This is a genomic window from Nostoc sp. 'Lobaria pulmonaria (5183) cyanobiont' (genome assembly GCF_002949795.1).
Classification (GTDB): Bacteria; Cyanobacteriota; Cyanobacteriia; order Cyanobacteriales; family Nostocaceae; genus Nostoc.
In genome coordinates this window covers 1,601,368-1,626,477 of the sequence record NZ_CP026692.1, presented here as the reverse complement: position 1 = coordinate 1,626,477, position 25,110 = coordinate 1,601,368, and the positions used below count along the sequence as shown (strand labels likewise).

At 41.6% G+C, this 25,110-nt stretch carries 21 protein-coding genes and 1 pseudogene; 8 read left to right on the top strand and 14 right to left on the bottom strand.

Going from position 1 to position 25,110, the window contains the following annotated elements; genetic code table 11:
- Window positions 1-134: 134 nt before the first annotated feature.
- From NLP_RS06985 to hpsJ-B, 6 genes are all read right to left on the bottom strand, one after another.
- Window positions 135-1,526 carry a PP2C family protein-serine/threonine phosphatase gene (locus tag NLP_RS06985; RefSeq protein WP_104905759.1) on the bottom strand — a complete coding sequence of 464 codons (1,392 nt, stop codon included), beginning with the start codon at window positions 1,524-1,526 and terminating at the stop codon, window positions 135-137.
- 1,349 nt (window positions 1,527-2,875) lie between these two features.
- The gene (ftsY, locus tag NLP_RS06975) at window positions 2,876-4,537 is read right to left on the bottom strand and encodes a signal recognition particle-docking protein FtsY (RefSeq protein ID WP_104905757.1); all 1,662 of its coding nucleotides are present in this window, start codon (window positions 4,535-4,537) and stop codon (window positions 2,876-2,878) included.
- 262 nt (window positions 4,538-4,799) lie between these two features.
- Window positions 4,800-5,441: a transcription antitermination factor NusB gene (nusB, locus tag NLP_RS06970; RefSeq protein WP_104905756.1), complete on the bottom strand. Its 642-nt coding sequence runs from the start codon at window positions 5,439-5,441 to the stop codon at window positions 4,800-4,802.
- Between the two features lie 122 nt (window positions 5,442-5,563).
- A complete protein-coding gene (locus NLP_RS06965; protein WP_104905755.1) occupies window positions 5,564-6,325 on the bottom strand; it encodes a DUF502 domain-containing protein in 762 nt (253 codons plus the stop codon).
- Window positions 6,326-6,901: 576 nt separating this feature from the next.
- Window positions 6,902-7,810, bottom strand: a complete 909-nt coding sequence (locus NLP_RS06955) for a glycosyltransferase family 2 protein (protein WP_104905753.1) — start codon at window positions 7,808-7,810, stop codon at window positions 6,902-6,904.
- 126 nt (window positions 7,811-7,936) lie between these two features.
- Window positions 7,937-8,779 (bottom strand): hormogonium polysaccharide biosynthesis protein HpsJ, encoded by an 843-nt coding sequence (hpsJ-B, locus tag NLP_RS06950; protein WP_104905752.1) that lies wholly within the window; start codon window positions 8,777-8,779, stop codon window positions 7,937-7,939.
- Window positions 8,780-9,570: 791 nt separating this feature from the next.
- Here hpsJ-B and NLP_RS06945 point away from each other — a divergent pair.
- Window positions 9,571-10,218 carry a glycoside hydrolase family 24 protein gene (locus tag NLP_RS06945; RefSeq protein WP_234017239.1) on the top strand — a complete coding sequence of 216 codons (648 nt, stop codon included), beginning with the start codon at window positions 9,571-9,573 and terminating at the stop codon, window positions 10,216-10,218.
- A gap of 17 nt (window positions 10,219-10,235) precedes the next feature.
- On the opposite strand, the gene menH is transcribed toward NLP_RS06945, so the two are convergent.
- From menH to metG, 5 genes are all read right to left on the bottom strand, one after another.
- The gene (gene menH / locus NLP_RS06940; protein WP_104905750.1) at window positions 10,236-11,054 is read right to left on the bottom strand and encodes a 2-succinyl-6-hydroxy-2,4-cyclohexadiene-1-carboxylate synthase; all 819 of its coding nucleotides are present in this window, start codon (window positions 11,052-11,054) and stop codon (window positions 10,236-10,238) included.
- Between the two features lie 232 nt (window positions 11,055-11,286).
- A complete protein-coding gene (locus NLP_RS06935) occupies window positions 11,287-11,688 on the bottom strand; it encodes a metal-sensing transcriptional repressor (RefSeq protein WP_104905749.1) in 402 nt (133 codons plus the stop codon).
- 212 nt (window positions 11,689-11,900) lie between these two features.
- Window positions 11,901-13,100 carry an LPS export ABC transporter periplasmic protein LptC gene (gene lptC, locus NLP_RS06930; protein WP_199784776.1) on the bottom strand — a complete coding sequence of 400 codons (1,200 nt, stop codon included), beginning with the start codon at window positions 13,098-13,100 and terminating at the stop codon, window positions 11,901-11,903.
- On the bottom strand, window positions 13,100-13,729 hold the full coding sequence (locus tag NLP_RS06925; protein ID WP_094348455.1) for a LabA-like NYN domain-containing protein: 630 nt from the start codon (window positions 13,727-13,729) through the stop codon (window positions 13,100-13,102). The genes lptC and NLP_RS06925 overlap by 1 nt, the downstream gene beginning before the upstream one ends.
- A 166-nt stretch (window positions 13,730-13,895) precedes the next feature.
- On the bottom strand, window positions 13,896-15,500 hold the full coding sequence (gene metG, locus NLP_RS06920; protein WP_104905748.1) for a methionine--tRNA ligase: 1,605 nt from the start codon (window positions 15,498-15,500) through the stop codon (window positions 13,896-13,898).
- Between the two features lie 362 nt (window positions 15,501-15,862).
- Here metG and NLP_RS06915 point away from each other — a divergent pair, with 362 nt between their 5' ends.
- Complete coding sequence (locus tag NLP_RS06915; RefSeq protein ID WP_104905747.1) at window positions 15,863-16,588, top strand: lysophospholipid acyltransferase family protein; 726 nt, start codon at window positions 15,863-15,865, stop codon at window positions 16,586-16,588.
- A gap of 164 nt (window positions 16,589-16,752) precedes the next feature.
- Window positions 16,753-17,580, top strand: coding sequence for an alpha/beta fold hydrolase (locus tag NLP_RS06910; protein ID WP_104905746.1), 828 nt, complete (start codon window positions 16,753-16,755; stop codon window positions 17,578-17,580).
- Window positions 17,581-17,608: 28 nt separating this feature from the next.
- On the opposite strand, the gene NLP_RS06905 is transcribed toward NLP_RS06910, so the two are convergent.
- The 3 genes and pseudogenes from NLP_RS06905 to NLP_RS34715 all read right to left on the bottom strand — a co-directional run bounded on the left by NLP_RS06905 (window position 17,609) and on the right by NLP_RS34715 (window position 18,312).
- Complete coding sequence (locus tag NLP_RS06905) at window positions 17,609-17,908, bottom strand: DUF3349 domain-containing protein (protein WP_104905745.1); 300 nt, start codon at window positions 17,906-17,908, stop codon at window positions 17,609-17,611.
- Window positions 17,909-17,916: 8 nt separating this feature from the next.
- A pseudogene (locus NLP_RS34720) lies at window positions 17,917-18,123 on the bottom strand (DUF1308 domain-containing protein); the annotation flags it as partial.
- A gap of 15 nt (window positions 18,124-18,138) precedes the next feature.
- On the bottom strand, window positions 18,139-18,312 hold the full coding sequence (locus NLP_RS34715) for a DUF1308 domain-containing protein (protein ID WP_234017238.1): 174 nt from the start codon (window positions 18,310-18,312) through the stop codon (window positions 18,139-18,141).
- A gap of 162 nt (window positions 18,313-18,474) precedes the next feature.
- On the opposite strand from NLP_RS34715, the gene NLP_RS06895 reads away from it, so the two are divergent.
- From NLP_RS06895 to fabD, 5 genes are all read left to right on the top strand, one after another.
- Window positions 18,475-19,641 (top strand): EcsC family protein, encoded by a 1,167-nt coding sequence (locus NLP_RS06895; RefSeq protein ID WP_104905744.1) that lies wholly within the window; start codon window positions 18,475-18,477, stop codon window positions 19,639-19,641.
- A gap of 422 nt (window positions 19,642-20,063) precedes the next feature.
- Window positions 20,064-21,545, top strand: coding sequence for a leucyl aminopeptidase (locus NLP_RS06890; RefSeq protein WP_104905743.1), 1,482 nt, complete (start codon window positions 20,064-20,066; stop codon window positions 21,543-21,545).
- 244 nt (window positions 21,546-21,789) lie between these two features.
- The gene (gene plsX, locus NLP_RS06885; RefSeq protein ID WP_104905742.1) at window positions 21,790-22,812 is read left to right on the top strand and encodes a phosphate acyltransferase PlsX; all 1,023 of its coding nucleotides are present in this window, start codon (window positions 21,790-21,792) and stop codon (window positions 22,810-22,812) included.
- A 155-nt stretch (window positions 22,813-22,967) separates the two neighbouring features.
- Window positions 22,968-23,960, top strand: coding sequence for a beta-ketoacyl-ACP synthase III (locus NLP_RS06880; protein WP_104905741.1), 993 nt, complete (start codon window positions 22,968-22,970; stop codon window positions 23,958-23,960).
- Window positions 23,961-24,155: 195 nt separating this feature from the next.
- A complete protein-coding gene (gene fabD / locus NLP_RS06875) occupies window positions 24,156-25,037 on the top strand; it encodes an ACP S-malonyltransferase (RefSeq protein ID WP_104905740.1) in 882 nt (293 codons plus the stop codon).
- Window positions 25,038-25,110 lie beyond the last annotated feature (73 nt).

Genomic DNA, 25,110 nt, shown 5'->3' with positions numbered 1-25,110 from the left:
TTTGGGCGATCGCTACGAAAATTTAAATAAAAATAAATAAAAAATTAAATTTAGTAAAATCACTGTGGTGAATCCTCTGTCACCATAACCCCAAGCATTGACTCATGACTTGACCGAGTATAAATGCCCAATAATTATAAAATTTGCAGAACAACTAGTGTCATATCATCAGTGTTTTGTTTATCACCACCGATGAATTGCTGAACTTGGTCAAATAAGTAATCCACAATCTCCTCTGGCCCATTGCAGTATTTACAAGCAGTATTGAAGCCAGCAACAAAATTGTCTTCATCAAAGCGATCGCCACCAGCAGCAGCAGCATCGGTCAAACCATCTGTATAGTAAATAATTGTATCCCCAGGCTCTAACTGTGCCTGGGCATCTTCATATTGGCTGTTGGCATCCAAACCGATTAACATTCCCAAAGTATCTAAACGGGTGACAGTTTTTGTAGCTGCGTGCCACCACAAGGGAGGATTGTGTGCCGCATTGCTATAAGACAGAATTCGGCTGTAGGGGTTATATTCGGAGTAAAATAGTGTTACAAAGCGATGGGAATTTTCCAAATCCGCATACATAACTCTATTTAAGTTTTGTAGAATTCTGGCGGGGGAATTACCATGTAGCACTTCTCCTCGTAGCATTCCCCGCATCATCGTCATAATCAGCCCAGCAGGGACACCTTTGCCCATGACATCTCCAATAACCAAACCCCAGCGACTAGTTTCGGTGCCACCTTTGATCTTGGGCTGAATCTTATTATGATTGGTAGCAATAAAGTCGTAGTAGTCTCCGCCGACGCGATTGGCAGGTTTACAACGTGCCGCTAGGACTGCACCAGGAACTGTAGGGCATTGACGTGGTAGAAGTCGCCGTTGAATTTCTGCGCCAATTTCTAGTTCTTGGTCTAGGCGTTCTTTTTTTCTTAGTTCTACAGCTAGTTCATCGTTTTCGATCGCTACTGCTGTTTGGTCTGCCACTAACCTAACTAACTTTTGCCTAGTTTCTGTCCAACTATATTCTGGATCGCGGCTCAAGACATAGAGCCATCCCCGTTCTGTATGCTTTACCAGAATTGCCGTACCAAAGATTTGTACATCTGGCCCCAAATAGCGATGCATCTGGTCATCTAAAATTCCTGTGGCATTAGCTAGGGGGGCAGTATTTGGCAAAAGCGTGATTTGACTACTGGCTATTTCTAGCGCTTTGCGGATATTCTTGCGCTGGCCACTATCTTGCCAATGTAACTGTTCTAACCTGACTTGACCATTAGGTTTGTAGAGAAACAGGGCGCTACCGTCTGCATCTGTCACTCTTGTTGCCATCAGCGGAATCAGTTCCAAAAACTGATTCAAATTATTAAAACTTCTCAGGGCAAATCCTAAAGAACTTAGCAAATCTTGAATTTTGTTCTGTTCCCGGTGCAACCTTGCCACGAGTTCTTTAAGTGCCACGACTGGTGTGACATCCGTCGCGGCACTACTATTATTATCAATGGGTTGAGAGGGCAGTTGAGACACAGGCACAGGTATTATTGCACTTTATATTGGCAGATTTTAGATTACTTATAAATCTTTTGGCATTGCTAAACCATATTTAGACAAGACTTGTCATTTTAGCAAGAGTATAAAGACGTAACAGGCAAATTTTATAAGTATTTTATTTGCTTCTTGTATTTCTAATGGAATATTAGTAATTTCAAATCATGTATTTTTAGTCCAAACTTTACCCGTAAAAATTACTAGTTTTGCTGATATTTCAGAAAGCTTTTCATTTTTTCATAGCTTAATTCCCAAAGCATATCTCTAAAGTCATAAAAATACTTTATTCAAAGAATAATTTATAACGCTTTCCGAGGGACTGTTTGGGCAGAGGAAACTAGGAGACTACAAGTTTTTGAGTGAAAACCTCTATAAGCGCTCAAATCGAGCTTGGCTTGGTAAAAAACAGACTTACACTCATTCCCAAATCTGAGAATATATAAATAAGTCTTCAAATACTTAATTTGTATACCATAGTTGCCGGGATAATCGCCAAGATTGAGCTTTTCCATTTTTAATTTCTCGTTTTGCGAATTTTGAGTTGCTGAAGACGCAAAACTTAAACCCATCAAAACGGGACAAAAGTGAAGTAACTCTATCTTTTGAGTCAGCTGTAACAGAGTTAAACCATTAGCCTGTAATTTATTTTAGGGGTAAGTCATTTGGTAAGTGTAAGATATGAATAGAAGATATGACACTAAAAATAGAAGAAACATCTTCCAATAAATTTAAGTCAAAAGTCAGAAAGAGTGTTTTCATTTAACCATTAGAATTCAAACCTATCGAGAGACGTTGCACGAACAAGTCGCCATAGCCAACACCAGACACCTATGGAGGGAAAACCTCCCGTAGCGCTGAAATGAGCCGCGCTGGTTCCCCAACGCACTGCTCACCACTGAGACTGCTGTCCATCCCACAATATAGTTGTGTGGGGGTGAGCGTCTCGATTCCCTTTTCAATTGCTGCAAGATGAAAGTCTAGGGGCTTTTGTATGTCGCACTAAATACCGTACTACTACATTTAAAAAGCCCGTTTAAGACTTCAAAAAGGGCATTAGCTAGAAATTTTAGCAAAAGTCACCCATTTATTGTGACAAATTCATAATTTTAGGACTTGAGCTGTTTCTAGTTAGTTGAAGTGATAATAACAGATCGGTCATCCCTAAATTTATCAGCTTTAGGACTTACGAAAAAATAGCTAAAAAGCTTAATTTATCGAATCTCTTTCTCCGTCAGAAGCTTACGCCAACACGCAGTGTCTCCCAGAGAAGAATCATACAGTATTGCGTAAGTCCTAAGTTTGTTAAGAAAAATTTTTAACTCGAAATTTTTCAACTAACCACTCAAGAGAGCTTCGACAAACTCATAGCTCGAAAAGGGGCGTAGGTCTTCAATTCCTTCGCCAGCACCAATAAAGCGAATGGGTAAACCTAGCTGCTGCACAACGGCAAGGGCAACGCCGCCTTTGGCAGTACCATCCAGCTTGGTTAAGACAACACCACTGAGTTGGGCAGCTTGGGAAAAAACTTCAGCTTGCCGCAGTCCATTTTGACCTAAAGTGGCATCTAAAACCAATAGTGATTCTACCTTGGCATTTGGGGCTTTTTTATCGATAATTCGTCGGATTTTACCGAGTTCATCCATTAAATTTTTCTTGTTTTGCAGTCGCCCAGCTGTATCTACCAGAAGTAATTCGGTTTGACGTGCTTGGGCGGCCGCGATCGCATCAAATACAACTGCTGCCGGATCTGTATTCTTTCCTGGATTGGCAATTACATCCACGCCGCTTCTACTACCCCAAACCTTCACCTGTTCCACGGCAGCGGCGCGGAAGGTGTCTGCTGCCCCAATCAGGCATTTATAGCCAGATTTTTGTCCAAGATGGGCAATTTTACCGATAGTGGTGGTTTTACCAGCACCATTCACCCCAGTAATTAACCAAATATTCAAGGTTTCTTTTTCTGGGGTAAAGGTAGTTTTGTGGGATGTTTTGCTCGGTGCATCCAGCATATCCCGGAGAATTTTTTTCAGGAAAGCGATCGCTTCTTCGGGTGCGGTAACTTCTTCTCGAAGTTTTGTCTGGAGGGCATTGATAATAAAGTCTGTCGCCTCTACACCCACATCAGCTTGCAAAAGCAATGCCTCAATTTCCGTCACAGCAGCAAGGTTTAGCGGCCCTTGACCAACGATCGCCTTCAGTTGGTTGAGAATACTACGGCGAGTTTTGTCTAATCCTTGCCGAAGCTTTTTCAGCCAGGTAATTTCTTCAATAGAAACGTCTTCTGCACTTCTACCTTGAGCTGCTAGAACTTTCGCTGACCAGACAAAGCCATCATCAAATAGCAGTCCAGAAATTTCCTCTCCTGTTTCTGAGGTTGTCGCTACTGGCTGTACTACCTCCGGTTCTGGAACTTCAATGGCAGTGGCTATTAGTTGTTCTAGCTTGGCTTGCCGTTCTGCCGCCGCCCGTTCTAAGAAGGATGGTGCTGTTGGCTGTGTTGCCTCTGGCGTAGCTAGTGGTTCGGTGGGTGTTGGTTCAACTTCACTTGCCGTGAGTTCTGAACTGGAAACATCTGGCCGAGCGGCAATTGCTGCCACTGAGGAATCTTCTGTAATTTCTTCCTCACTAGGAGCTTGAACTTCTGACTGTGTAGTTTCTACGATTATACTAGCAGGTTCCTCAGTTGCTTCTGCTTCAGTGATTTCTGCAATGACCGTTTCTACGGTTTCAGGTTGTATTAATGATGCTAAGGTATCTGCTGGATCGGGTGGGGTTTCTACTACCTCAACTTGCTGTTTTTGCTGAATATTTTTGTAGGCTGCTTTAGCAAATGCCAATAAGTCTGTCGTTGTGTCTGGTGCAGTTTCAGCAGTTGGCGTTGAGGTTTTGGCTGGCTCTGGTTGGGGTTCTTGTGCAGGAGAAGTTTCTTCCTGTTTCTTATCAGAGGGAGTGTTAGAGGAATCGTTATGTTGACGACGGAACCAATTAAAAACCATTGCAGCAGTATTAGTTATATGAGTTATAAGTTATAAGTTATGAGTTTAATTTAACTTTGCACTTTTTCTTGGGGTGAAAACTTTCGGGTTATCCTCACCTTTCAACGCCCGTTTGAGGAGAATCGTTACAACAGAGAGTTTTTTGCGTTAGTGTAGATTTACTCTTACTCTCAAAGGGAGAAGTTTCCCTTGGAGGAAGCCGCAGAAGCGGCTACAGACTTTTTTCCACAGCAGTATAGAAATTATGAATTCCGCGGCAGTACTACGCAGTTTTTTTCTGCTCAGTGACTCGGCGCAAAACACCATTAATAAAGCGATGACCATCGTCTCCACTGTAGCGTTTGGCTAGCTCCACAGCTTCATTGATGGCAATACTGTCTGGAACTCCTAAGAACTTCATTTCTGCCACAGCGATTTGCAAGATATCGCGGTCAATTTGGGCGAGACGAGTTACTTGCCAATCTACTAAGGCAGCAGAAATGAGTTCATCTATAATGTGTCGATTTTCGTTGACGGTAATCACAAGCTCTTTGGCGTAATTCCGAACTCCCTTGTCCTGATTAGCTAACTGAATCAATACTGGGAAATCAAGTGCTGTACCCAACTGATTGATTGCTGTCTGGGTGCAGCCGATCGCTTCTTGAAGCATGGTTCTAGCAGTATTGAGGTCGGAGGCCCGAGTTTGGCTACTTAAGAGGCGATCGTTACTGCGTTGTAGTTCACCTGCGGCATTATCGAGGGTATCTTGTACTTCTGAGGTCAGAGTGCGTACTGCTCCTAGTAGCAACTTGGATACTAGTTGATCGTCTTCCAATTTCTCTAATTTCTTTGGGTTGACTGGCAATTGGCTGAGGCTTAAAAGCGCCAATTCACGAGCAATTTGCTGGGGTTTACGAGGTTGCATAAAACTGAGGGGTGATTGTGCGAGAACTGATTAACTAGGCAAGACAAACTTATAAGCCTATCAATTTTGGCACAGTTAAACAACAACATTACGCATTTGCTTGTGACTATGCCAGATTGATTTTAAGTTTCTTCAACGGGAATAACCTGCTGCTTGATTTCGTCGTGTTTCACTTCCAGTGTGGATTTGGGGAAAACCAAAGGCGTATTGGAGGCGACAATGCCACCTGATACAACTATTTTAAAGGCGTCTTCAATCGACATGGAGAGGTTCACCACCTCGTCTTCAGGAACGACTGCGTACCATCCGGTAGTCGGATTTTGGGTGGTGGGGATAAAAACACTTAGCACAGGGCGAGATATCTGGGTTTGGATATCACTGCTGATTGCACCAGTAACAAAAGCGATCGCCCAAATTCCTCGGCGAGGGTACTCTACCAAAATTACCCGGCGAAACTTGCCATTAGAATCTTTCAGTATTGTTTCTAAAAGCTGTTTGAGAGTTTTGTATACTTGTCCTGCTAAAGAAATTGCCTGTAATAATCGCTCACCAAAATCTAACAACCACCGCCCAGCTAGATTCCGAGCCATCAAGCCCATCAGTAATATACTTAGTAGTGGTACAGCTAATCCTACTAATAAATTAAATATATTTACTAAAAATGGGTTTAACCCATCAAAGGGATTCAATTGTTTGGGAATTTGGGTGAGGAAGTTGATTACCCAAGTCGCAATGGTAATTGTCAGCCAGATAGTGGTTGCTAAGGGAATTATTACCAACAAGCCAGCAATCAGGTCGTTTTTTAAGTCCTGTTTTAGGCGATCGATTACCAAGCCTCGATTCTCCTGTTTGAAGCTAGAGGAACTTTTGTTATTCGTATCCATACCAGCAGATTCGTCAAATTCCGAAGGCTTTAACTTTGGCAGATTCTACCGCAAGTAACTGTCTACAACACTAGCAAGTTACCTGCTGCTGGAAATCAGCTATTTTCCTATAAGCATACACATAGACATTAACCCATCCGATGGCGACTGGTTATTCTTAGAGGGTGTTAGTTTTCTTTAGAAAACTTGTAAATCATTGTTGCAAGTTTTTAGGTATCATTAATCTACCGCGCTGAATCAAAAGCTGCTCATGATTGTGAAAGTACTACAGGGTAAACTAATAAATTATTTTATCTGGTCAATCACTCACTTTTGAGCAGGGGTAGCTTTTATGAAAATATTTTGTTAAAAATATTAATTTATTAAGTATTTCTAATAAATAAATTATCCATCTTGTGGGGTGAGTATCCTGCCCGCCCTGAATATAGAACCCACTATAAAGTTTGGAATTTTCATCTAGTCTTGAATCATCAAAAGCAAGATCCCCGACAACTTTTACGAAGTCAGGGATCTGTGTAATACATCTGTGGTACGCTATGATTTTGTGATCGCTATACAGGAAATCTCCACCTCTCTTCACGCCGCATCAACCTGTGTAGTTTCAGAATCCGCGCACTGCACCTGTTGCGTACTCTCTTGTAGCAAAATTGCTGTTGTATCTAAATTAGGTTTTGGTAGATACTTCATTTCCCAAACTTTGAGCAAAATCAGGTATTCGTAGAATGCCTGCAATGTACACCAAGCGACTCCGGCGCGTCCATCTAAACATCCGCCTAAGATAAAATACATATATATAAACCGTAGCAACGGCCTGGCGGGCAAACGCAAAGACAAATCTTTCAGGGCACGCCGTCTTTTGACTTCTGATTTGCCAAAGAATAAATCTTGCCAGTTAACCTTGCCCTGTTCTAGCTGATACAATGTTTCTTGAGCTTCATCCGTAGAATAACGGTTGTGCTTATCAATCCAGCGGCTCAAACCTTTGCTACAAGTGTAGTGTGGGTATGTTTCTTTTAAAAAGCTAGTTGCACCCTCACAAACTTCTCGCTCAGTATGACCGTAGTCCGTAAACCAGACTTTCCCGTGGCGGAAGAGTCGCATTTGGTAACGGGGATACTGTGTGCTGTAGCGAATCCAACGATTCATGAACATGACGCGTTCAGCCACGTAGTAACCGATGTAGTCTGGGTTCTGACTTGCCTTTTCGCATTCCGCAAACAGTTCTGGTGTCATGCGCTCGTCAGCTTCGAGAATGTAAACCCATTGATGCTTTGGGGGGATAGACTCTAACATCCAGGTGCGTTGGCGTCCGTGGCTTTCAAAAGCGTGTTGGACAACGCGGATGGGATAGCGACTGGCGATTTCCACAGTGCGATCGCTACTGCATGAATCCACAACAATGATGTCATCTGATAACATCGCCGATTCGATACAAGCAGCAATATCTAGTTCTTCGTTATATGTCAGTATGTAAATTGAGAACATTACTCAAGTTTTATAGCGATTTTACTCAGTGATAATTGCCTTTTTATGGTTATTAACTATTAGGCGCATGGCAGTATTAGCCGTAAATAATTTTTGAATACGTCCTACTGCCATGCCAATAGTGGATTAGCGTGCGGCAGCTCTAGGTTTACCACCTTGTACAGCACCCCTACCTCTTAAGCCTGTCCAGCCGATGATAATGTAACCAATGGACAATAGCAAACTGCTAATACCAATCCGCAGTCCAGACTTCCAAGCAGTATCTTTAGCTTGTTGCAGTGTTTCGTCTCGGCGCTGGCGAACTTGGCTCAGTTGTTGAGTTTGCAGCGTTTGAATATCTGTTTGTTGTTCGATAGCTTTATCAAGTGCTTGGGGATCTGTTTTAGCCTTCTTCAGTAACTCTTTGATATTTGCGGGAATTTGAGAGCTTTCAATTGCTTGCTTATATTTTTGGTCATCTTTGAGTATTTCACTAAACTGAGCTTTAGTTTGGTTTCGCAGCTGCTGTAGTTGCGCTTTTCCTTGCTCAGTATTCAGTTGTGCTTGCAATTGCGATAACCGAGTGTTCAGCTGATTTTCTGCCTGATCTGCTTCTTGGGTGATTCGGTTGAGTGTTTGAGCCTTGGCTTGATTGACGTTATTTAGGTGCAGGGGAAAAATCAGCAAGAACATCAACCCTAAAATACTGGAGATGATCGCAGCGGGAAATCTTAAATCGATACCTTGGGGGCGATCGCTTGCTGCATCAGCATTCTCAATCCAATAGGCAGCAAACAGAAGCCCCAAACCGACTAGAGGAACAATTCCTCGATCGACGAGGGCTGTTCCCAAATTGATTTGCCATACGCGATCGGTGGGTTGAAAGGGTAACAACAGAATCAAAAAGTCAACGAAAAAGGACAAAATGCAGATTATTCCAACTACCTTAAGTGTGAGAGCAGTACTCACGGAAGTAAAACGGTTAACCATAGTTTTTCAAACTGGTGGTGAATACGAGTGATTTTCATATTTCAAGCTACTTGAATATTGTGCCCATGACTATGACTATTGTGTAAAAACACAAAGCAGATTCAATATTGCTAAAGGCTATCTGCCTCTTGGTTTTTAACTAGACCAGAGTAACATTTGTTATCTACAGTGTCTTCAGAAAATTCCTGGTATTTTAAGATACGAAGTCGATGCGCAGCTAGATAAACAGACTGATTAATTACCCAATCTCCCCGATCGCAGTTCTCAATCGGTCGTAATAAAGACCTTTTATAGGGGATTACAGATGTGCGTTGGTGTTAACTTAAATCAAAACCTTTGCAATCAGGTTGTATCAACTTCTCGCCCGATTTGAGCAAAGAAGTAATTATTACTGAGATTATATGCTACCAAAAGTAATTAAATTTATATTTAGACAAGATTTTTGTGAGTATCTTGCTTGCTATACTGACATTAGTTTTCTTTTGGATGAAGTACAAAGCTACGGGTTTTGAGGCAGGAGGTAGAAACTCTTTATATTTGATGTGTGAGTCCTGCATTTTGTACCTCAGTTACTTACAAACTCCTGTATTTATACTCTTTTTTGCTAATTCCTAAAAAAATGAGCAAATCGGAAATAATAACTAACAATCAGGTGTGAACTTTACTGAAATCAGTTCGTCGATGATTTTTGTTAGTAAAAAGAGTGAATTTGAAGGAGTCAGACTCTGAAAGGCTTTGAATTCAAAGGTGTTGAAAAACTTATTGGCCCAATAGCCGCGCTTCTCGGTTTTGTGTATTTATTGCAATGGTATATTGGAGACTTGCGATCGCCTTCCGATCCCATCTTTGAAAGTAAACAGCCGCCTTTGGTCATGAAACAGGGCGATCCCTACATCCGCGCTTTAATGCGAACTATCTCGGCAAGTGAGGCTAGTGGAAACCGTCCCTATTCGCTGTTGTATGGGGGACAGCAAGTCAACGACCTCAGCCGACATCCTGAGATATGCGTCACAATTATTACAGGCCCCAACATAGGTAATTGTTCTACCGCTGCTGGCAGATATCAAATTATCAACATTACTTGGTATCGTTTAGCCCCTCGTTATCACCCAAAGCCGATGCGGATGATGTTTTGGACTGCTTATAGTTTTGAAGCAGAATATCAAGATGTAGTAGTTTACCGTTGGTTAAATGATTCTAATGTTTGGGGAGCTGATATTTCGCAACTGTTGCGTCAGGGAAAGTTAAATGATGTTTTGCGGCGACTATCTCCCACTTGGACAAGTTTGGGATATGGCATAGAAACTAATTCTGTTAGTAACTCTTTGCCTAAGGTTTATCAAAAAATGTTGCAAGAAGAATTGACCGCAGCTAAACAACCAACAGCCCCGAATTTGCCACCATCCCCAACTCCTTCTAGTAAGGCAGTAAAGAAGTAGTGAGGTTATCTTAATTTTTAATTTGCTGCGGACAAAAAACTTTTGATATTATCCACAAATGCCAAGGTATTTTCAAAGTGGATATTGTGTCCAGCATTACTAATTATTTTTATCTGAGCAAATTCACATATTTTAGCCATTTCTGTATTAATAGATATAAATTTTTGATCGTATTCACCGACTAGTAAAAGCATGGGAGTTGTATTGCATTGTAGCTTTTCCCATAAAGAAGGTTGACATCCAGTACCGATAAAGCGCAGTGATTTATCTAATTCCTGTGGATTATTTTGCAACCGACTTTCTACCATGCGATCGTATTCAGGGTGACTTTTTATATAACCAAAAATCGGTTGATTATACCAATTTGATAGAAAAGCAGTATAATCACTTTTTTTCCAGATTTTTGTTAATTTTCTACCTATTTGTGTATCAATTTTAATCCGTTCTAATTGTTCTGCTGCTGTTGGTAAACCTGGAGAAGCTGACTCAAGCACAACTTTATGAAAACGTTCTGGAAAATGCAGGGTTAGGTATAAAGCCAATCTACCACCCATTGAATAACCAACTAAAAAGCATTTAGCAATTTTTAACTCATCCAGTAAGTTGATTAAAGCATGAGCAGTGTTTGCTATTGTATAGTATTCCTCCTCACCCAAAACTTGAGTTTTGCCGTGTCCTGGAAGATCAAGTGTTAAATAAGAAAATTCGTTAACTAGTAATTTTATAGCTTCATTAAATTCATCAATGTTACCCATGAAGCCATGCAAAAACAGAATTAGTGGTTTATCTAAACTGCCAGTTAAAGAATAATGAAATTGATAATTTTTTAGAATCATAGTCTAGCTAAAAACCATCGTAATTGCACAACATATTATTTTATAAAAGAAGCTTTTACCTCCTTCACTCCTAGAAAAAGTGAACAAAAGAAAGTTTATAAAAATAGGTTGTCTACCAGTTCGCAATCTGATGTTGCTAGAGTGAATATCACAATGCACTATTAAATTTTGATGTATCGCTGCTAGTGCATCAGCAATTTGGCAAATGCATTTTACATTATTTTTCTAATTTTTAAGGTAAAAATCGATCTAAAGCAGCCTTTAACTGTTTAATTTCAACGTCAATATTACCCTCTTGTGCGGCTCTACCAATACACTCAGTCAAATGTTCATCCAAAACAATTCGCGCTACCCGATCCAATGCGCCCCGGACTGCGGCAATTTGCAGTAGAACATCAGGACAAGGGCTACTTTGCTGCACCATTGACTTAATACCTCGAACATGTCCTTCTATACGCGATAATCGATTGACAATTCGCCGTAAAGACTCTTCGCTATGGATATGAGGATGAGCTGACTCTCCAGTTCCATGAGTAGGATCTGTATGCTCGTGGTCTGTATCGTGATGGTGGGAATGTTCTACTTGCTGGGATGTTGGCAAGGATTCCTTACCTAATCGGTTTGATCCATTCATGGGCTATCAAAAGACTTGTATTACTAAAATCCTAGTCTAGTACTCGACCAACCCAAAATTTATGAGTGGGGAGTCGGGAATAAGGAAGGGTTAGAATTTCATTCATTTAGTTTAGAGACTTATTAATGAAGTTAAAATACTCATTCACGAGTATCAAAGACTCATTTCTCTAGTTTAAAGACTCCCTCATCCCCCCACTCCCCCTAACTTTACTACTGACGATTGGCTTTTTCTTGAGGAATAATCTCCGTTACTACCCTACCGCTAGAACTGCCACCTTTGACAAGAATATTTTCTGTTTGCAGATTACCAACTGCTGTTTCACCCACAAAATTTAATGGTGGGTCAATTTGTCGATAAACAACATTTCCCTGAGCTTCAACTAATTTATTGTCTAAATACCAAGTTAGTGTATTGGATCTTAGAGACTGGCGACGCTGACCAACGGCGTTAACGTTACCTGTTAAATAAACGGTTTTTTGTGGTATTTTCATTTCACCTTGGTTAGCTGTCACTGTAACGTTTTCGGCACGCTGGAACATTCGCGTTGGCGAGTTTGTGGTGACAGTTTCTGCGTTCATGTTCCAGGTCATAGAGTTACTAGCTATTTGCAGTGGTGGATCTAGTAATTCTAGTTGAGCATTTTTTTGGACAATGGCAATTTTTGTTTTTAAGTTGACTTCGGCAGAATTTCCCTTACCGCGATCGCTAATTTTATTATCTTTATAGCGATCAATTTCTATGGGGCGATCGCCAATCAGTTTTTCTTCTTTAATATTCCAGATTAAATGTTCAGTTCTCACTTGCATCTGGGGATCGATAGAATTTGCTACTACTCCTCCAGAAAATTCCATCCGCTGTTCGCGGGTTTTAACTCGCACCTCCTGTGCTACTGCTTGTAGTTTTTTATGGGTACCGTTAATCTTGTTACGAACAATCAACAAATCTTCTTTAGGACGCCATTCTAATTCATTACCTTGCAACACAATCCCATTACTAGGATCTATGGCAAATATCTTACCTTTTAGAAACAACTGTTTCCCATCTTGTTCAATGTCTGCTACATCTGCCTTGATTTGATAAACAACTTTGCCATCTTGATATAGTTCACCATAAGGACTTTCAGCCTGACCAATTTGTTTTTCTTTAGTATATTTTGCGGTTTTAGCCCTGACTTTCCAAATTGGTCTTCCCACTTCATCTGCTTGTTCTAGGGTGACATCAAAGAAAGTCAAATTGCTATCTGGATTAGATGAAGCCGCAGTATTTTGTTGGGAAGCTGGCGGGGATTTGCCCCCGCAGCCGACTAAACCAAATATTAATAAAAGTAAAATAAGAAACGAGGGAGTGGAGGAGAAATTTTGAATTTTTCTCTTTCCCCATCTCCCTCTTTTATGAAATTGATACGCCATTATTCTTGGATTTCTAGGTGTCCGTCACTAGTTCTGGGGTCTTCCAAAAAACCGATACCAGATAACGGTCGGTATGGATAGCTTTGGCGAGGGGTTTTTTGAATATCTTCTTTGATAGCTTCTAAATCAATGTAGCGATCGCTCACATTAATTAAGCTGTCGCTGGTCATCGAACGCAAGCTCACAACTTCTACCCGCACGCCACGATAGCTAACTGAATTTACCGCATAAGCCAAATCCCCATCACCGCTAACTAAAACTGCGGTATCATAAGAATCTACTAGTGCCATCATGTCTACTGCTATTTCTACATCCAGGTTAGCTTTTTTAGAGCCATCTGGTAGTTGGACTAAATCTTTAGCAATGACTCGATAGCCATTGCGACGCATCCACAGCAGAAACCCCTGTTGCTTCTCGTTTGTCCGATCTACACCAGTGTAGAAAAAAGAACGGAGTAATCTAGAACCTCCTGTTAATCGACATAATAACTTCGTGTAATCAATTTCAATCCCTAGTTGCAGTGCAGCGTAAAATAAATTTGAGCCATCAATAAATATGGCGACCCTACCCCGATTCTCCAAAACTTGTTCTGGCGTAAATATTGAATCGTTTTCCAAATTATTCAACATCATTGTGATACCTCAATTTTTATCCCTGTTATTTTTGATACAAATTACCAACTTTTAGATGCTAGTCACAGCGGCTTATGATAATGTTCTGCGGCTAATTTAAATTCAGCCACGATAAATTTTGTGAGAAAATAAAAAATTGAACAAAATCAGAGTTTGATAAGGACTAATCGTTTTTCGGGGATTCTATTCGCTTAAAAATCGGTTGGGGTGTACCCAACTGTTGTTTGCTCGATAGTAGCCCCCATTTAGCATGGATAGCAAAAGGAGCGGTAACTGAACTTTGTTTTTGATCGTTAAAATTTATTCTGAAGCCTAGCTGCTGATAAATATCGCTACTAATGTTCGGAATAATTGGGGATAGCAGATAAGCTGCTAGTCTAACTGATTCTAGAACTGCGTAGAGAACCTTTTCCACCGACTCCTGCTGTCCCTGTTTATATAATGACCAAGGAGCTTGTTCATCAATAAATTTATTACTGACTTGCACCAGTGAAAGAATAGCCTCACAGGCTTGACTGAAAGCTAGCTCCTGGTATGCTTGTTTCACCTGTTCCCCTAGACGTAAACCAATGGCTTTCAAAGGATTTTCGTCAGGAATCGCTTCATTGCCGATTGATGGTACTTTATTCTCAGCACAGTATTTTTTCACCATGCTCAAAGTGCGATTGAGCAAATTGCCTAATTTATCTGCTAAATCTGCATTCAGAGAATTAATGAACCTAACTTCATTAAAATCTCCATCCTTGCCAAATTCGATTTCCTTAAGGAAGTAATAACGAACGGCATCACTACCATAGCTCTTAACTAATGCCACAGGATCAAGGGTGTTACCCAGACTTTTGCCCATCTTTAGACCATCTTTAGTCAAAAAGCCATGCCCAAATACTCTCTCTGGCAAGGGTAAGCCAGCTGATAACAGCATTGCTGGCCAGTAAACTGCATGAAAGCGCAGAATATCTTTACCAATTAGGTGCAGATTCATCGGCCACCATGTTTCTAAAGCATTTGCTAAAGTTGGTTCTGCATCTGGTTCAAGTAATGCTGTGACATAACCTAGCAGCGCATCAAACCAGACATAGAGGGTGTGCTTAGGATCGACTGGTACGGGAAAACCCCAATCTAAATTCACTCGTGAAATGGAAAAGTCTTGCAGTCCTTGATTGACAAAGCTGAGAACTTCGTTGCGCCGACTTTCTGGTTGAATAAAATCCGGTTTAGATTGATAAAATTCTGTCAGCTTAGTTTGATATTTGGATAAGCGGAAAAAATAGTTTTGTTCGTCTCGCCACTCCACTTCTTTATTAGTATGAATTGGGCAACGGTGTCCTTCTAGCAGATCCCGTTCTTCTTTGAATTCTTCGCAGGATACGCAGTACCATCCTTGTTGTTGTCCTTGGTAGATATCACCAGATTCCCAGACTCGCTCAAAGAATTCTTTAACGATCGCTTCATGACGAGGTGCAGTAGTCCGACTAAAGCGATCGTATTGAATGTCTAATAATTGCCATAAACTCATGAAACTAGGGACAATTTCATCGCAAAACTCTTGTGGTGCTTTCCCTAAACTTTCTGCTGAGCGCTGAATTTTTTGCCCATGTTCATCTGTACCTGTAATTAGTAATACCCGATGCCCTAGTAACCTGTGAAATCGTGCTACTACGTCGGCTGCGATCGTCGTATAAGCACTGCCTATATGAGGGACATCGTTTACATAATATAAGGGTGTAGTCAGCGCAAATGTCAATTCTGTTTTATTCACTAGATTCATGCAAAATAAAAATTAACTTATTAGCTTTTGGCGGCAAAACCACGCAATTATACAATATAACTCCTATTTTTTCCAATAAAGTCTTCATCATAGCAAATTTATTAGGTGAAAAATTATTTGGTAATATGCATCAATTAAACTCATTTTTACCTAAAAAATGGAAATTAACTAATCATAATTTTTTTGAATAGTTTCTATTAGATATTCTTGTGTTCAAGAATACATAATTGAGAACCCAGAAAATCTAGTTACTTTTGGAGATTAGATATTTCTATCTTAAGACGGTCATGACAATAGTAAAGAAATGTAAAACTAAAATTAAGACAAATTGCCATATTTACCGGAAAATATATTGATTAGGTATGAGTGGAAATAGCCCCCTAGAGATTTCTCGCGCTTTGGTGGCGGCATTCTCAACGCAAATGTTCCGCTATTACGAAGACCGTATTCCCCAGGATGCCAGCGTCTTAGTAGTCAGCAATCATCGCAGCTTTATGGATGCACTGATTTTAATGGCGGCATTATCGAGTCCAATTCGCTTTGCTTGCCATCACTACATGGGACAAGTCCCAGTTATGCGGGAGATTGTCATCGGTCAATTGGGGTGTTTTCCTTTGGAAGAAACTCAAAACCGCCTGCAAAGCTTTTTTTTGCAGTCGCAGGTGCTATTGCAGTCCAAGCAGATGGTGGGAGTATTTCCAGAAGGGACTGCACCAATGGTGAAATTTACTCAGCCAAACCAGGTGGGTGAGTTTCAGCGGGGATTTGCCCATTTGGCATTACGAGCGAATGTGCAGGATTTAGCTATTTTGCCGATCGCGATCGCCTCCTTAGAAGAGGTAAACACCAATGGCTTCCCTTTAAGGCTTTTGAGTGTATTCGACCCTTCAGAACCTTTATTTAATCAAAGTGGTTGGCATCCTTTGGTAATTTATCGTCGGGTTGCAGTGTTAATCGGTCGTCCTTATTGGATTACGCCCCAACATCATAAAAAATATCATGGCAAACAAGCCAGAACTGTTGTGGCTGAACTGACGGAACACTGTCACGGCGAAATTAGCAATTTACTGCGTCAAGGTTGCTATTAAAGCGATTCGATTTGGGATTTTGGATTGTCTCCACGACTTTCAGTAGCTTGTTCCGAGACTTTTTTGTTTTTGCTCAAAAATACCGAAGCTCGTAAAAGCAACAATCAGCAGTCCAAAAGTTTTATACCATTGACTAATGACTAATGACTAATGACTAATGACTAATGACTATCACAGAAGTTGAGCTAAACCCCTGTTTTCTAACTCCTAAACGAGTACAGCCAGAGTATCCGTTATTGGTATATTTACCAGGAATGGATGGAACTGGTCAACTATTGCGATCGCAAACCGCAGGATTAGAAACTGGCTTTGATGTGCGCTCTTTGGCGCTCCCCCGGAAAGACCTTAACACTTGGGATGTCCTAACTAAGAGTGTATTGGACTTGATCGATGCTGAATTAGAAAAAAGCTCTCACAGACCAGTTTACTTGTGTGGTGAATCCTTTGGTGGTTGCTTGGCAATGAAAGTGGCAATCCAAGCACCCGATTTATTTAAGCGAATTATCCTAATTAACCCAGCTTCGTCCTTTTGTCTTCGCCCTTGGTTAAGTTGGGCATCCCAGCTAACTTACTTAGTGCCATCAGGATTGTATGATGTTGGCGCACTGGGGTTATTGCCATTTTTAGCATCTTTGTCACGCATTTCTCAGAGCGATCGCCACGATTTGTTGAAAACTATGCGTTCTGTCCCGGAAGAAACTGTTCTTTGGCGGTTGTCTTTACTGCGAGAGTTTCATGTTGATGAGGAAAAGTTAAGGCGTTTAACTCAACCAGTTTTGTTGATTGCTGGTGCTAGCGATCGCCTTTTGCCTTCTGTAACTGAAGTGAACCGGATAGGGAACATCTTACCAAATAACAAAATTGTAGTGTTGCCCAATTGTGGACACGCTTGCTTGCTAGAGCAAGATATTAATCTCTATGAAATTCTTAAGGATAACGACTTTTTAGAAAGTCAAGTTGATATGGAAACGGGGCTAGAGACGAGAGGATAGGGTAATTAACTTACTATATATCCCCCATCTAACTTTCAGCTTCTTTAAGCCACTCTTGATAACCACAAACAAGCAAACGCTGTTTCACCTTGTCAATAGTTTCAGCCTTTGGCACATCAGTTGTTACTACACGATACACATCATTGAGAACAACTGCATAATGTCTTCCTGTGTAGTGAACTACAATTTCTGCTAAGTTTCGATCTGACATTTGATCATAAAGCAATGCCAACAGTGGTAAATAGTCTTGTGTTTCTATCCCATTGGGAAAAGCACACTGAATCAGCTTATAGGTACTTAAAAGATAAGGTGCAATAGTAATTTGCATAATTAATTTTATCTTAAAGGGCGAGGCAGATGGATATACACATTCAACTTTACACCCGGAGAAAGTGCTGCTCTGACCGTAGCATCTGCTGTCATTGTCACAATTCCTAACTGATCCCCTGTTCCTAGAATAATGAGATCATTTGTCCCCAAACTCCTAGTTGGCTGTAAGTTTAGGGCTACAGTTGAAGGATTGTCAGGTATGATGTTTAATCTTTGTAGAAATCTACTTTATTTCGCCTGTTCTGATACTCCGCCTGACCATTGAATAATATCAGTAACTTCTTTCAACGCTGTTTGAGTAATTAACATTTGTTGCCCTTGTACATATTGTCGTAATTCATAGCGCACAGGTGAGCCTTCAGAAATAAACGCAAACACAGTGCCTGTATCTAGATTGACCATTTCAACGCCATACTCAACGCGATTCTTTTATGGGAGTTAGGTCACTTTCGGTAAAAGCGTCACAGTAATTGTTGATCTATAACTTGTACTTGTCGGGAGATGTCAAGCCCCTCAAACTTCGATACAACCAAAGAGAGAGGCTTTACAAGATGGTGTCAAGCAATGGCAGATAAACCCCAAGAAATAGAAGTGAATAAATTAGTTAATTCACCCAGAAAAACTTCTGAAGTAAGAATTCCGGCTCAATCATCAATAGAAAATGAACCGTCTATAGTAGAGTCTTTGATTAAAACTGTTACTGAGACTGGCCAAGCAGTTTTAGACACAGCAATGGGGGTGGGAGAAGCGACAGCGAAAGAAACACACAAGTTCATTGAGCAAACAACTCAAACCAGCGGTCAGGTTGTAAATCGCCTCAGCGAAAATTGGCTGATTAGAAAACTATCTGGAGTATTAAATCTCAATTGGCTGATTAGCGATACTAACCTTGTTGATTTGGAACAAGCAGAAGCGGCAGTAAACAAGCTCAAGAAACAGTATCCAAATGAATCACCCAGTCAGCTTGCTCACCGAATCATGGTGGAAAAAGCAACTAAAGCAGCCACAGTTGGACTAGCTACTAGTTTTTTGCCAGGAATAGCAGTGGCATTGTTGGCAATTGATTTAACAGCCACAACAAAATTGCAGTCAGAAATGCTTTATCAAATTGCATCTGTCTACGGGCTAGATTTAAAAGATTCTGCCCGTAAAGGTGAAATTTTGGCAATTTTTGGGTTGGCTTTGGGTGGAGGACGTTTGTTGAAAGCTGCGGGATTAGGGTTGCTGCGAAATTTGCCCTTGGCGGGTGCAGTGATTGGAGCTAGTTCAAATGCGACGATGATCTATTCATTGGGGTATGCTGCTTGTCGATTTTACGAAACCAAGCTGGATGAATCTACTTCCTTGGCATCGCCACAGACATTGGCAACATTAAAAGCCGAAAGTGAAAAGTATCTAGAAAGTGCCATCGCTCAACAAGCTCTCATGGATCAAATCTTAGTTCACATGATCCTAGCTAGTCATCCAGAAAAGACTTGGCAAGAAATTTTACCAGAATTAAAAGCTCTAAACCTCACTCCTACTTCGTTAGATGCCATTGCCCAAAATATCAAATCGCCCAAGCCAATAGATGTATTGCTCAATCAACTGAATCGTGATTTTGCCATACCTTTGTTGGCTCAATGTTACAAAATTGCCCAGCTTGACAATCTGATTACAGCACCTGAGCAAAAAATAATAGCAGCGATCGCCAGCAAATTTGACATTGACACAAATAAAATTGGGACATAGGGCATAGGGCATGGGACAGGAGGTAAAAGAGTAGAGTTCATAGCTTCATTAACGAATATCAAAAACTCGTTAATGGAGTTCTGAGGTGGATTAATGAGGATCAAAGACTCATTAATGGAGTTCTGAGGTGGATTAATGAGGATCAAAGACTCATTAATGGAGTTCTGAGGTGGATTAATGAGGATCAAAGACTCATTAATGGAGTTCTGAGGTGGATTAATGAGGATCAAAGACTCATTAATGGAGTTCTGAGGTGGATTGACGAGGATCAAAGACTCGTTAACGAGTGCTATTTATACTAATTCGTTAACTTATACTTACTGACCCCTGCTCCCCCATGCCCAATGCCCACTCCCCTCACCATGAAACCAGAATTTTGAGCAATACTGGTACAAGAAGGAATATTTACACAAAATCCCAAAATGACAATTCAACCTAGTGATAAGCCTTTACTAGAGTGGGCAGGCGATAGTTTGGCAATTGGATTATTTGAAGATGCAGTAGAGTTAACCGGAGAACTAGCTACTTTAGATCAAAAGTTTTCTGGGGTCTTAAAAGAACTGATTGCCGAAGAAGAATTTAAAGGTAAAGCCAATAGCACTATTTTCACCCGTGTAAATGCTGGTAGCCCAGTGCGGAAATTGATTTTAGTAGGTTTAGGCAAACCAGAAGCGTTAAAACTAGATACTCTGCGCCGTGCTGCTGCGGCTGTAGCCAGGGTAGGAAAAAAGCAAAAAAGCAAAATTCTTGGATTTAGTTTTCCATTGTGGAACAACGATCCAGCCGCGAGTGCTCAAGCGATCGCAGAAGGTGTGGAATTAGCACTTTATCAAGATATTCGTTTTAAATCAGAACCAGAAGATAAAGGTTCACAAATAGAAAGTGTAGATTTACTAGGTTTCGGTGGACAAGAAACTGCCATCACCCGCGCCAATCAAATTGTTTCTGGGGTAAATTTGGCACGGCAATTAGTGGCAGCACCAGCCAACGCAGTAACACCAATTACTTTAGCGGAAACTGCTCAAGCGATCGCCAAGGATTATGGTTTACAACTAGAAATTCTGGAACGAGAAGACTGTGAAAAGTTAGGCATGGGTGCATTTTTGGGAGTAGCCCAAGCTTCCGATTTGCCACCGAAATTCATTCACCTAACTTATAAGCCAGAAGGTACACCCAAAAAGAAATTAGCAATTATTGGCAAAGGTGTAACCTTCGACTCCGGCGGACTCAACATTAAAGGTGCTGGTAGCGGCATCGAAACCATGAAGATGGATATGGGGGGTGCAGCTGCTACCTTGGGGGCAGCAAAAGCAATTGCTCAAATTAAGCCAGATGTTGAAGTTCACTTTATTTCGGCGGCGGCTGAAAACATGATTAGCGGTCACGCCATGCACCCTGGAGACATTCTCACAGCATCAAACGGCAAAACAATTGAAGTGAACAACACCGACGCTGAAGGACGTTTGACCCTCGCAGATGCCTTGGTGTATGCCGACAAATTGGGCTTAGATGCGATCGTTGATTTAGCCACCCTGACTGGTGCCAACGTCATTGCCTTGGGTGACGATATTGCTGGTTTGTACACTCCTGATGATGCTGTAGCCTCCCAGCTTGAAAAAGCTGCCCAAACTTCAGGAGAAAAGATTTGGCGGATGCCAATGGAAGAAAAATATTTTGAAGGGTTAAAGTCTGGTATTGCGGACATGAAAAATACAGGCCCGCGTCCGGGTGGTGCAATTACTGCTGCCCTTTTCCTCAAGGAATTCGTTAAACAAACCCCTTGGGCGCACATAGATATTGCTGGCCCAGTGTGGACAGATAAAGAAAATGGCTACAACGGGGCAGGGGCAACCGGTTACGGCGTTCGGACGCTAGTTGATTGGATTCTGGGAAGTGGGGAGTAAGAATTTTAGATTTTAGATTTTGGATTTTAGATTGAAATTTAATCCAAAATCTAAAATTCAAAATCCAAAATTGAATTGCCCTATGCCCAATGCCCCATGCCCAATACCCAACAATTCGTGCTATCTTGAGCTTGCCAGCAAAAATTGTTGCAATAGTAACAGAATTAATTTGGCGGTCAGAAAGTTAAGCTTTTTCGGCAAAGCCATCTGGTAAAATTTGTAAGGTTTCTAGAAGCTGTGAGCAATGGGATCGACTCGTGTACGGATCGCAATTGACGCAATGGGAGGGGATCATGCACCCGGTGAAATCGTTGCTGGCGCATTGCGAGCAAGAGAAGAATTGGGTGTAGATATATTTTTGGTTGGCGATGCCCAACAAATAGAAGCTACCTTGCCATCAAAAACAAGTTTAGGGCAGGTAGAGATCGTGAATGCTGAGGAAGCGATCGCTATGGATGAGGAGCCTTTAAATGCAGTTAGACGCAAACGCAAGGCTTCTATCAATGTGGCGATGGATTTAGTCAAGCAACAAAAGGCAGATGCCGTATTTTCTGCGGGTCATTCTGGGGCAGCTATGGCATCAGCTTTGCTGCGCTTAGGACGATTGCCAGGAATCGATCGCCCAGCCATCGGGACAGTTTTTCCCACAATTATTGCTGGTAAGCCAGTGCTAGTACTTGATGTTGGCGCAAATGTAGATTGCCGTCCCAAGTTTTTAGAGCAGTTTGGCGTTATGGGATCGGCTTACAGTCAGTATGTCTTGGGTACAACTGAACCGAAGGTGGGTTTGCTGAATATCGGTGAAGAAGACTCTAAAGGCAATGATGCAGCCGTCCGCGCCCACCAACTGCTACGGGAAAATTCCCAAATTAATTTTATTGGCAATGCTGAAGGGCGTGATGTACTTTCCGGTCACTTTGATGTGATTGTCTGCGATGGCTTTGTGGGCAATGTATTATTAAAATTTGCCGAAGCTGTCGGAGAAGTGATTCTGCAAATTCTGCGGGAAGAATTACCCCAAGGATTGCACGGTCAAATCGGTTCAGCACTCTTAAAACCCAACTTGAAGCGGATTAAGCAGCGAATGGATCACGCAGAACATGGTGGTGCTTTACTGCTAGGCGTGGCAGGAGTCTGTTTTATCGGTCACGGTAGCTCCCAAGCACCTTCAATTTTTAATGCAATTCGCATGGCAAAAGAAGCCGTTGACAATCAGGTGATACAACGAATTCAGTCCCAATATATCCTAGAGCGCGAGAGCGGTTAGTCATTGGTCATTAGTCATTAGTCATTGGTCATTAGTCATTAGTCATTAGTCATTTGTAAAGGACAACTGACAAGAGACAAAGGACAACTGACAAATGACAAAAGACAAAGGACAAAGGACAAAAGACAAAAAGCTGATAGCTTGGGAGATTAGGAGTGCAAAACTTAGGCGTAGCAATTACTGGAAGCGGCTCGGCAGTACCAGCAACTTCCCTACACAACCAGACATTGAGCGAACTAGTTGAAACATCAGATGAGTGGATCGCTACAAGAACGGGGATTCGTCAACGTCGATTAGCTCTCCCATCTGAGTCCTTGAGTGTACTCGCTACTGCCGCCAGCAGTCAGGCGATCGCCGCTTCAGGAATTAAAGCAGAAGACCTAGACCTGATTCTGCTGGCGACTTCCACCCCTGATGATTTGTTTGGTAGTGCTTGTCAAGTACAGGCTAAATTGGGAGCTACCAACGCAGTAGCCTTTGACTTGACCGCTGCTTGTTCCGGCTTTGTGTTTGGTTTGGTTACAGCAGCCCAATACATTAGAACTGGTGTCTATAGAAATGTATTATTAATAGGGGCAGATATCCTCTCTCGCTGGGTAAATTGGGAAGATCGGCGGACTTGTGTATTATTTGGTGATGGTGCCGGGGCAGTGGTATTACAAGCTGCCAAAAGCGATCGCTTATTAGGATTTGCACTTAAAAGTGATGGTACTCAAAACCATTACCTCAACCTTGCTTATGCAGGTACTTCCCAAGAACTGCTGACTGATATAAATATCACCAAAGGCACTTACCAACCGATTACGATGAACGGCAAAGAAGTCTACCGCTTTGCTGTCCAAAAAGTGCCAGAAATAATTGATAAAGCCTTGTTTCAAGCCAACATCAGCGTTGACCAGATAGATTGGCTGATATTGCATCAAGCCAATCAGCGGATTATCGATGCCGTTGCTCAACGCCTGAATATCCCAGAACATAAAGTTATCAGTAATCTCGCCCAGTATGGCAATACCTCAGCTGCTTCCATCCCCTTAGCTTTAGATGAAGCAGTACGACAATGTAAAATTAAACCCAATGACATCGTTGCTACATCCGGCTTTGGTGCCGGTCTTACCTGGGGCGCAGCAATTTTTCAATGGGGAAGATAAATATTTTGTCCACCCTGCGGGAAGCCCTTCTCTACGAGAGGCTGCGCCAACGGGTTCAGCACGCTCATAGGGGAAACCCCCAAGACCGCGCTGCTTCACCGCTGGCGCGTCTATGTCATTAGTCATTTGTCCTTTGTTAATGACCAATGACAAATGACCAATGACAAATGACCAATGACCAGTGACTATTGACAAATGACAAAAACTGCATGGGTGTTTCCCGGACAAGGTTCCCAAACGCTGGGAATGGGAATGGACTTATTAGATATACCGTTCGCTAAAGACAAGTTTGCCAAAGCTGAGGATATTTTGGGCTGGTCTGTAACTGAAATTTGTCAAACTCAAGAAGAGAAGTTATCACAGACGCTGTATACTCAGCCAAGTCTTTATGTGGTCGAAAGCATTCTTGCTGATCTGCTTCGAGAACGAGGACACCAGCCAGATTTAGTTGCTGGTCACAGTTTGGGAGAATATACTGCTCTTTATATAGCGGGTGTCTTTGAGTGGTCAGCCGGTTTATATCTGGTGAAGCGTCGTGCAGAACTTATGGATAGTTCCATTAATGGGATGATGGCAGCTTTGATGAACTTTGACCGCGAACAGTTAGAAAAAGTCATTTCTCAAACGGCTGATGTGGTGATAGCAAATGATAATAGTTCGGCTCAGGTGGTAATTTCAGGTACGACTGAGGCCGTACAAGCGGTGATGACTCAAGTTAAAGCAAAGCGTGCGATTCCCTTAAAAGTTTCTGGAGCATTTCATTCACATTTAATAGCACCAGCAGCTGCGGAATTCCAAGACATTTTAGAATCTGTGGAATTTCAACCCGCGATTGTGCCAGTACTGTCTAATGTAGAACCAATTCCCTCTATTGATGCCGAGATTTTAAAGGAACGCCTGAATAAACAAATGACTGATTCTGTAAGATGGCGAGAAATTTGTTTGCAATTACCAGCTAATGGTATCGAGCGAGTAATGGAAATTGGCCCTGGTAAAGTCCTAACTGGCTTGATTAAACGTAATAGCCCTGATTTAATTTTACAAAACATCCAGAGGGCTAGTGATTTGCCTGTTTAATTTTTTAGCTTCTATTAGGTAGGGTTGAGACACGAGAATCATTACTTGCAGTGCTATCTAGACCAGACAGATG

What these genes read in the sequence shown, in the direction of transcription:
- NLP_RS06895 (WP_104905744.1), top strand. Translation starts at nt 18,475, where the DNA reads ATGGCAGATAAACCCCAAGAAATAGAAGTGAATAAATTAGTTAATTCA.
- NLP_RS06925 (WP_094348455.1), bottom strand. Translation starts at nt 13,729, where the DNA reads ATGTTGAATAATTTGGAAAACGATTCAATATTTACGCCAGAACAAGTT.
- NLP_RS34715 (WP_234017238.1), bottom strand. Translation starts at nt 18,312, where the DNA reads ATGGTCAATCTAGATACAGGCACTGTGTTTGCGTTTATTTCTGAAGGC.
- NLP_RS06910 (WP_104905746.1), top strand. Translation starts at nt 16,753, where the DNA reads ATGACTATCACAGAAGTTGAGCTAAACCCCTGTTTTCTAACTCCTAAA.
- NLP_RS06905 (WP_104905745.1), bottom strand. Translation starts at nt 17,908, where the DNA reads ATGCAAATTACTATTGCACCTTATCTTTTAAGTACCTATAAGCTGATT.
- plsX (WP_104905742.1), top strand. Translation starts at nt 21,790, where the DNA reads ATGGGATCGACTCGTGTACGGATCGCAATTGACGCAATGGGAGGGGAT.
- NLP_RS06915 (WP_104905747.1), top strand. Translation starts at nt 15,863, where the DNA reads ATGAGTGGAAATAGCCCCCTAGAGATTTCTCGCGCTTTGGTGGCGGCA.
- NLP_RS06955 (WP_104905753.1), bottom strand. Translation starts at nt 7,810, where the DNA reads ATGTTCTCAATTTACATACTGACATATAACGAAGAACTAGATATTGCT.
- ftsY (WP_104905757.1), bottom strand. Translation starts at nt 4,537, where the DNA reads ATGGTTTTTAATTGGTTCCGTCGTCAACATAACGATTCCTCTAACACT.
- menH (WP_104905750.1), bottom strand. Translation starts at nt 11,054, where the DNA reads ATGATTCTAAAAAATTATCAATTTCATTATTCTTTAACTGGCAGTTTA.
- lptC (WP_199784776.1), bottom strand. Translation starts at nt 13,100, where the DNA reads ATGGCGTATCAATTTCATAAAAGAGGGAGATGGGGAAAGAGAAAAATT.
- NLP_RS06890 (WP_104905743.1), top strand. Translation starts at nt 20,064, where the DNA reads ATGACAATTCAACCTAGTGATAAGCCTTTACTAGAGTGGGCAGGCGAT.
- fabD (WP_104905740.1), top strand. Translation starts at nt 24,156, where the DNA reads ATGACAAAAACTGCATGGGTGTTTCCCGGACAAGGTTCCCAAACGCTG.
- metG (WP_104905748.1), bottom strand. Translation starts at nt 15,500, where the DNA reads ATGAATCTAGTGAATAAAACAGAATTGACATTTGCGCTGACTACACCC.
- NLP_RS06935 (WP_104905749.1), bottom strand. Translation starts at nt 11,688, where the DNA reads ATGAATGGATCAAACCGATTAGGTAAGGAATCCTTGCCAACATCCCAG.
- hpsJ-B (WP_104905752.1), bottom strand. Translation starts at nt 8,779, where the DNA reads ATGGTTAACCGTTTTACTTCCGTGAGTACTGCTCTCACACTTAAGGTA.
- NLP_RS06965 (WP_104905755.1), bottom strand. Translation starts at nt 6,325, where the DNA reads ATGGATACGAATAACAAAAGTTCCTCTAGCTTCAAACAGGAGAATCGA.
- nusB (WP_104905756.1), bottom strand. Translation starts at nt 5,441, where the DNA reads ATGCAACCTCGTAAACCCCAGCAAATTGCTCGTGAATTGGCGCTTTTA.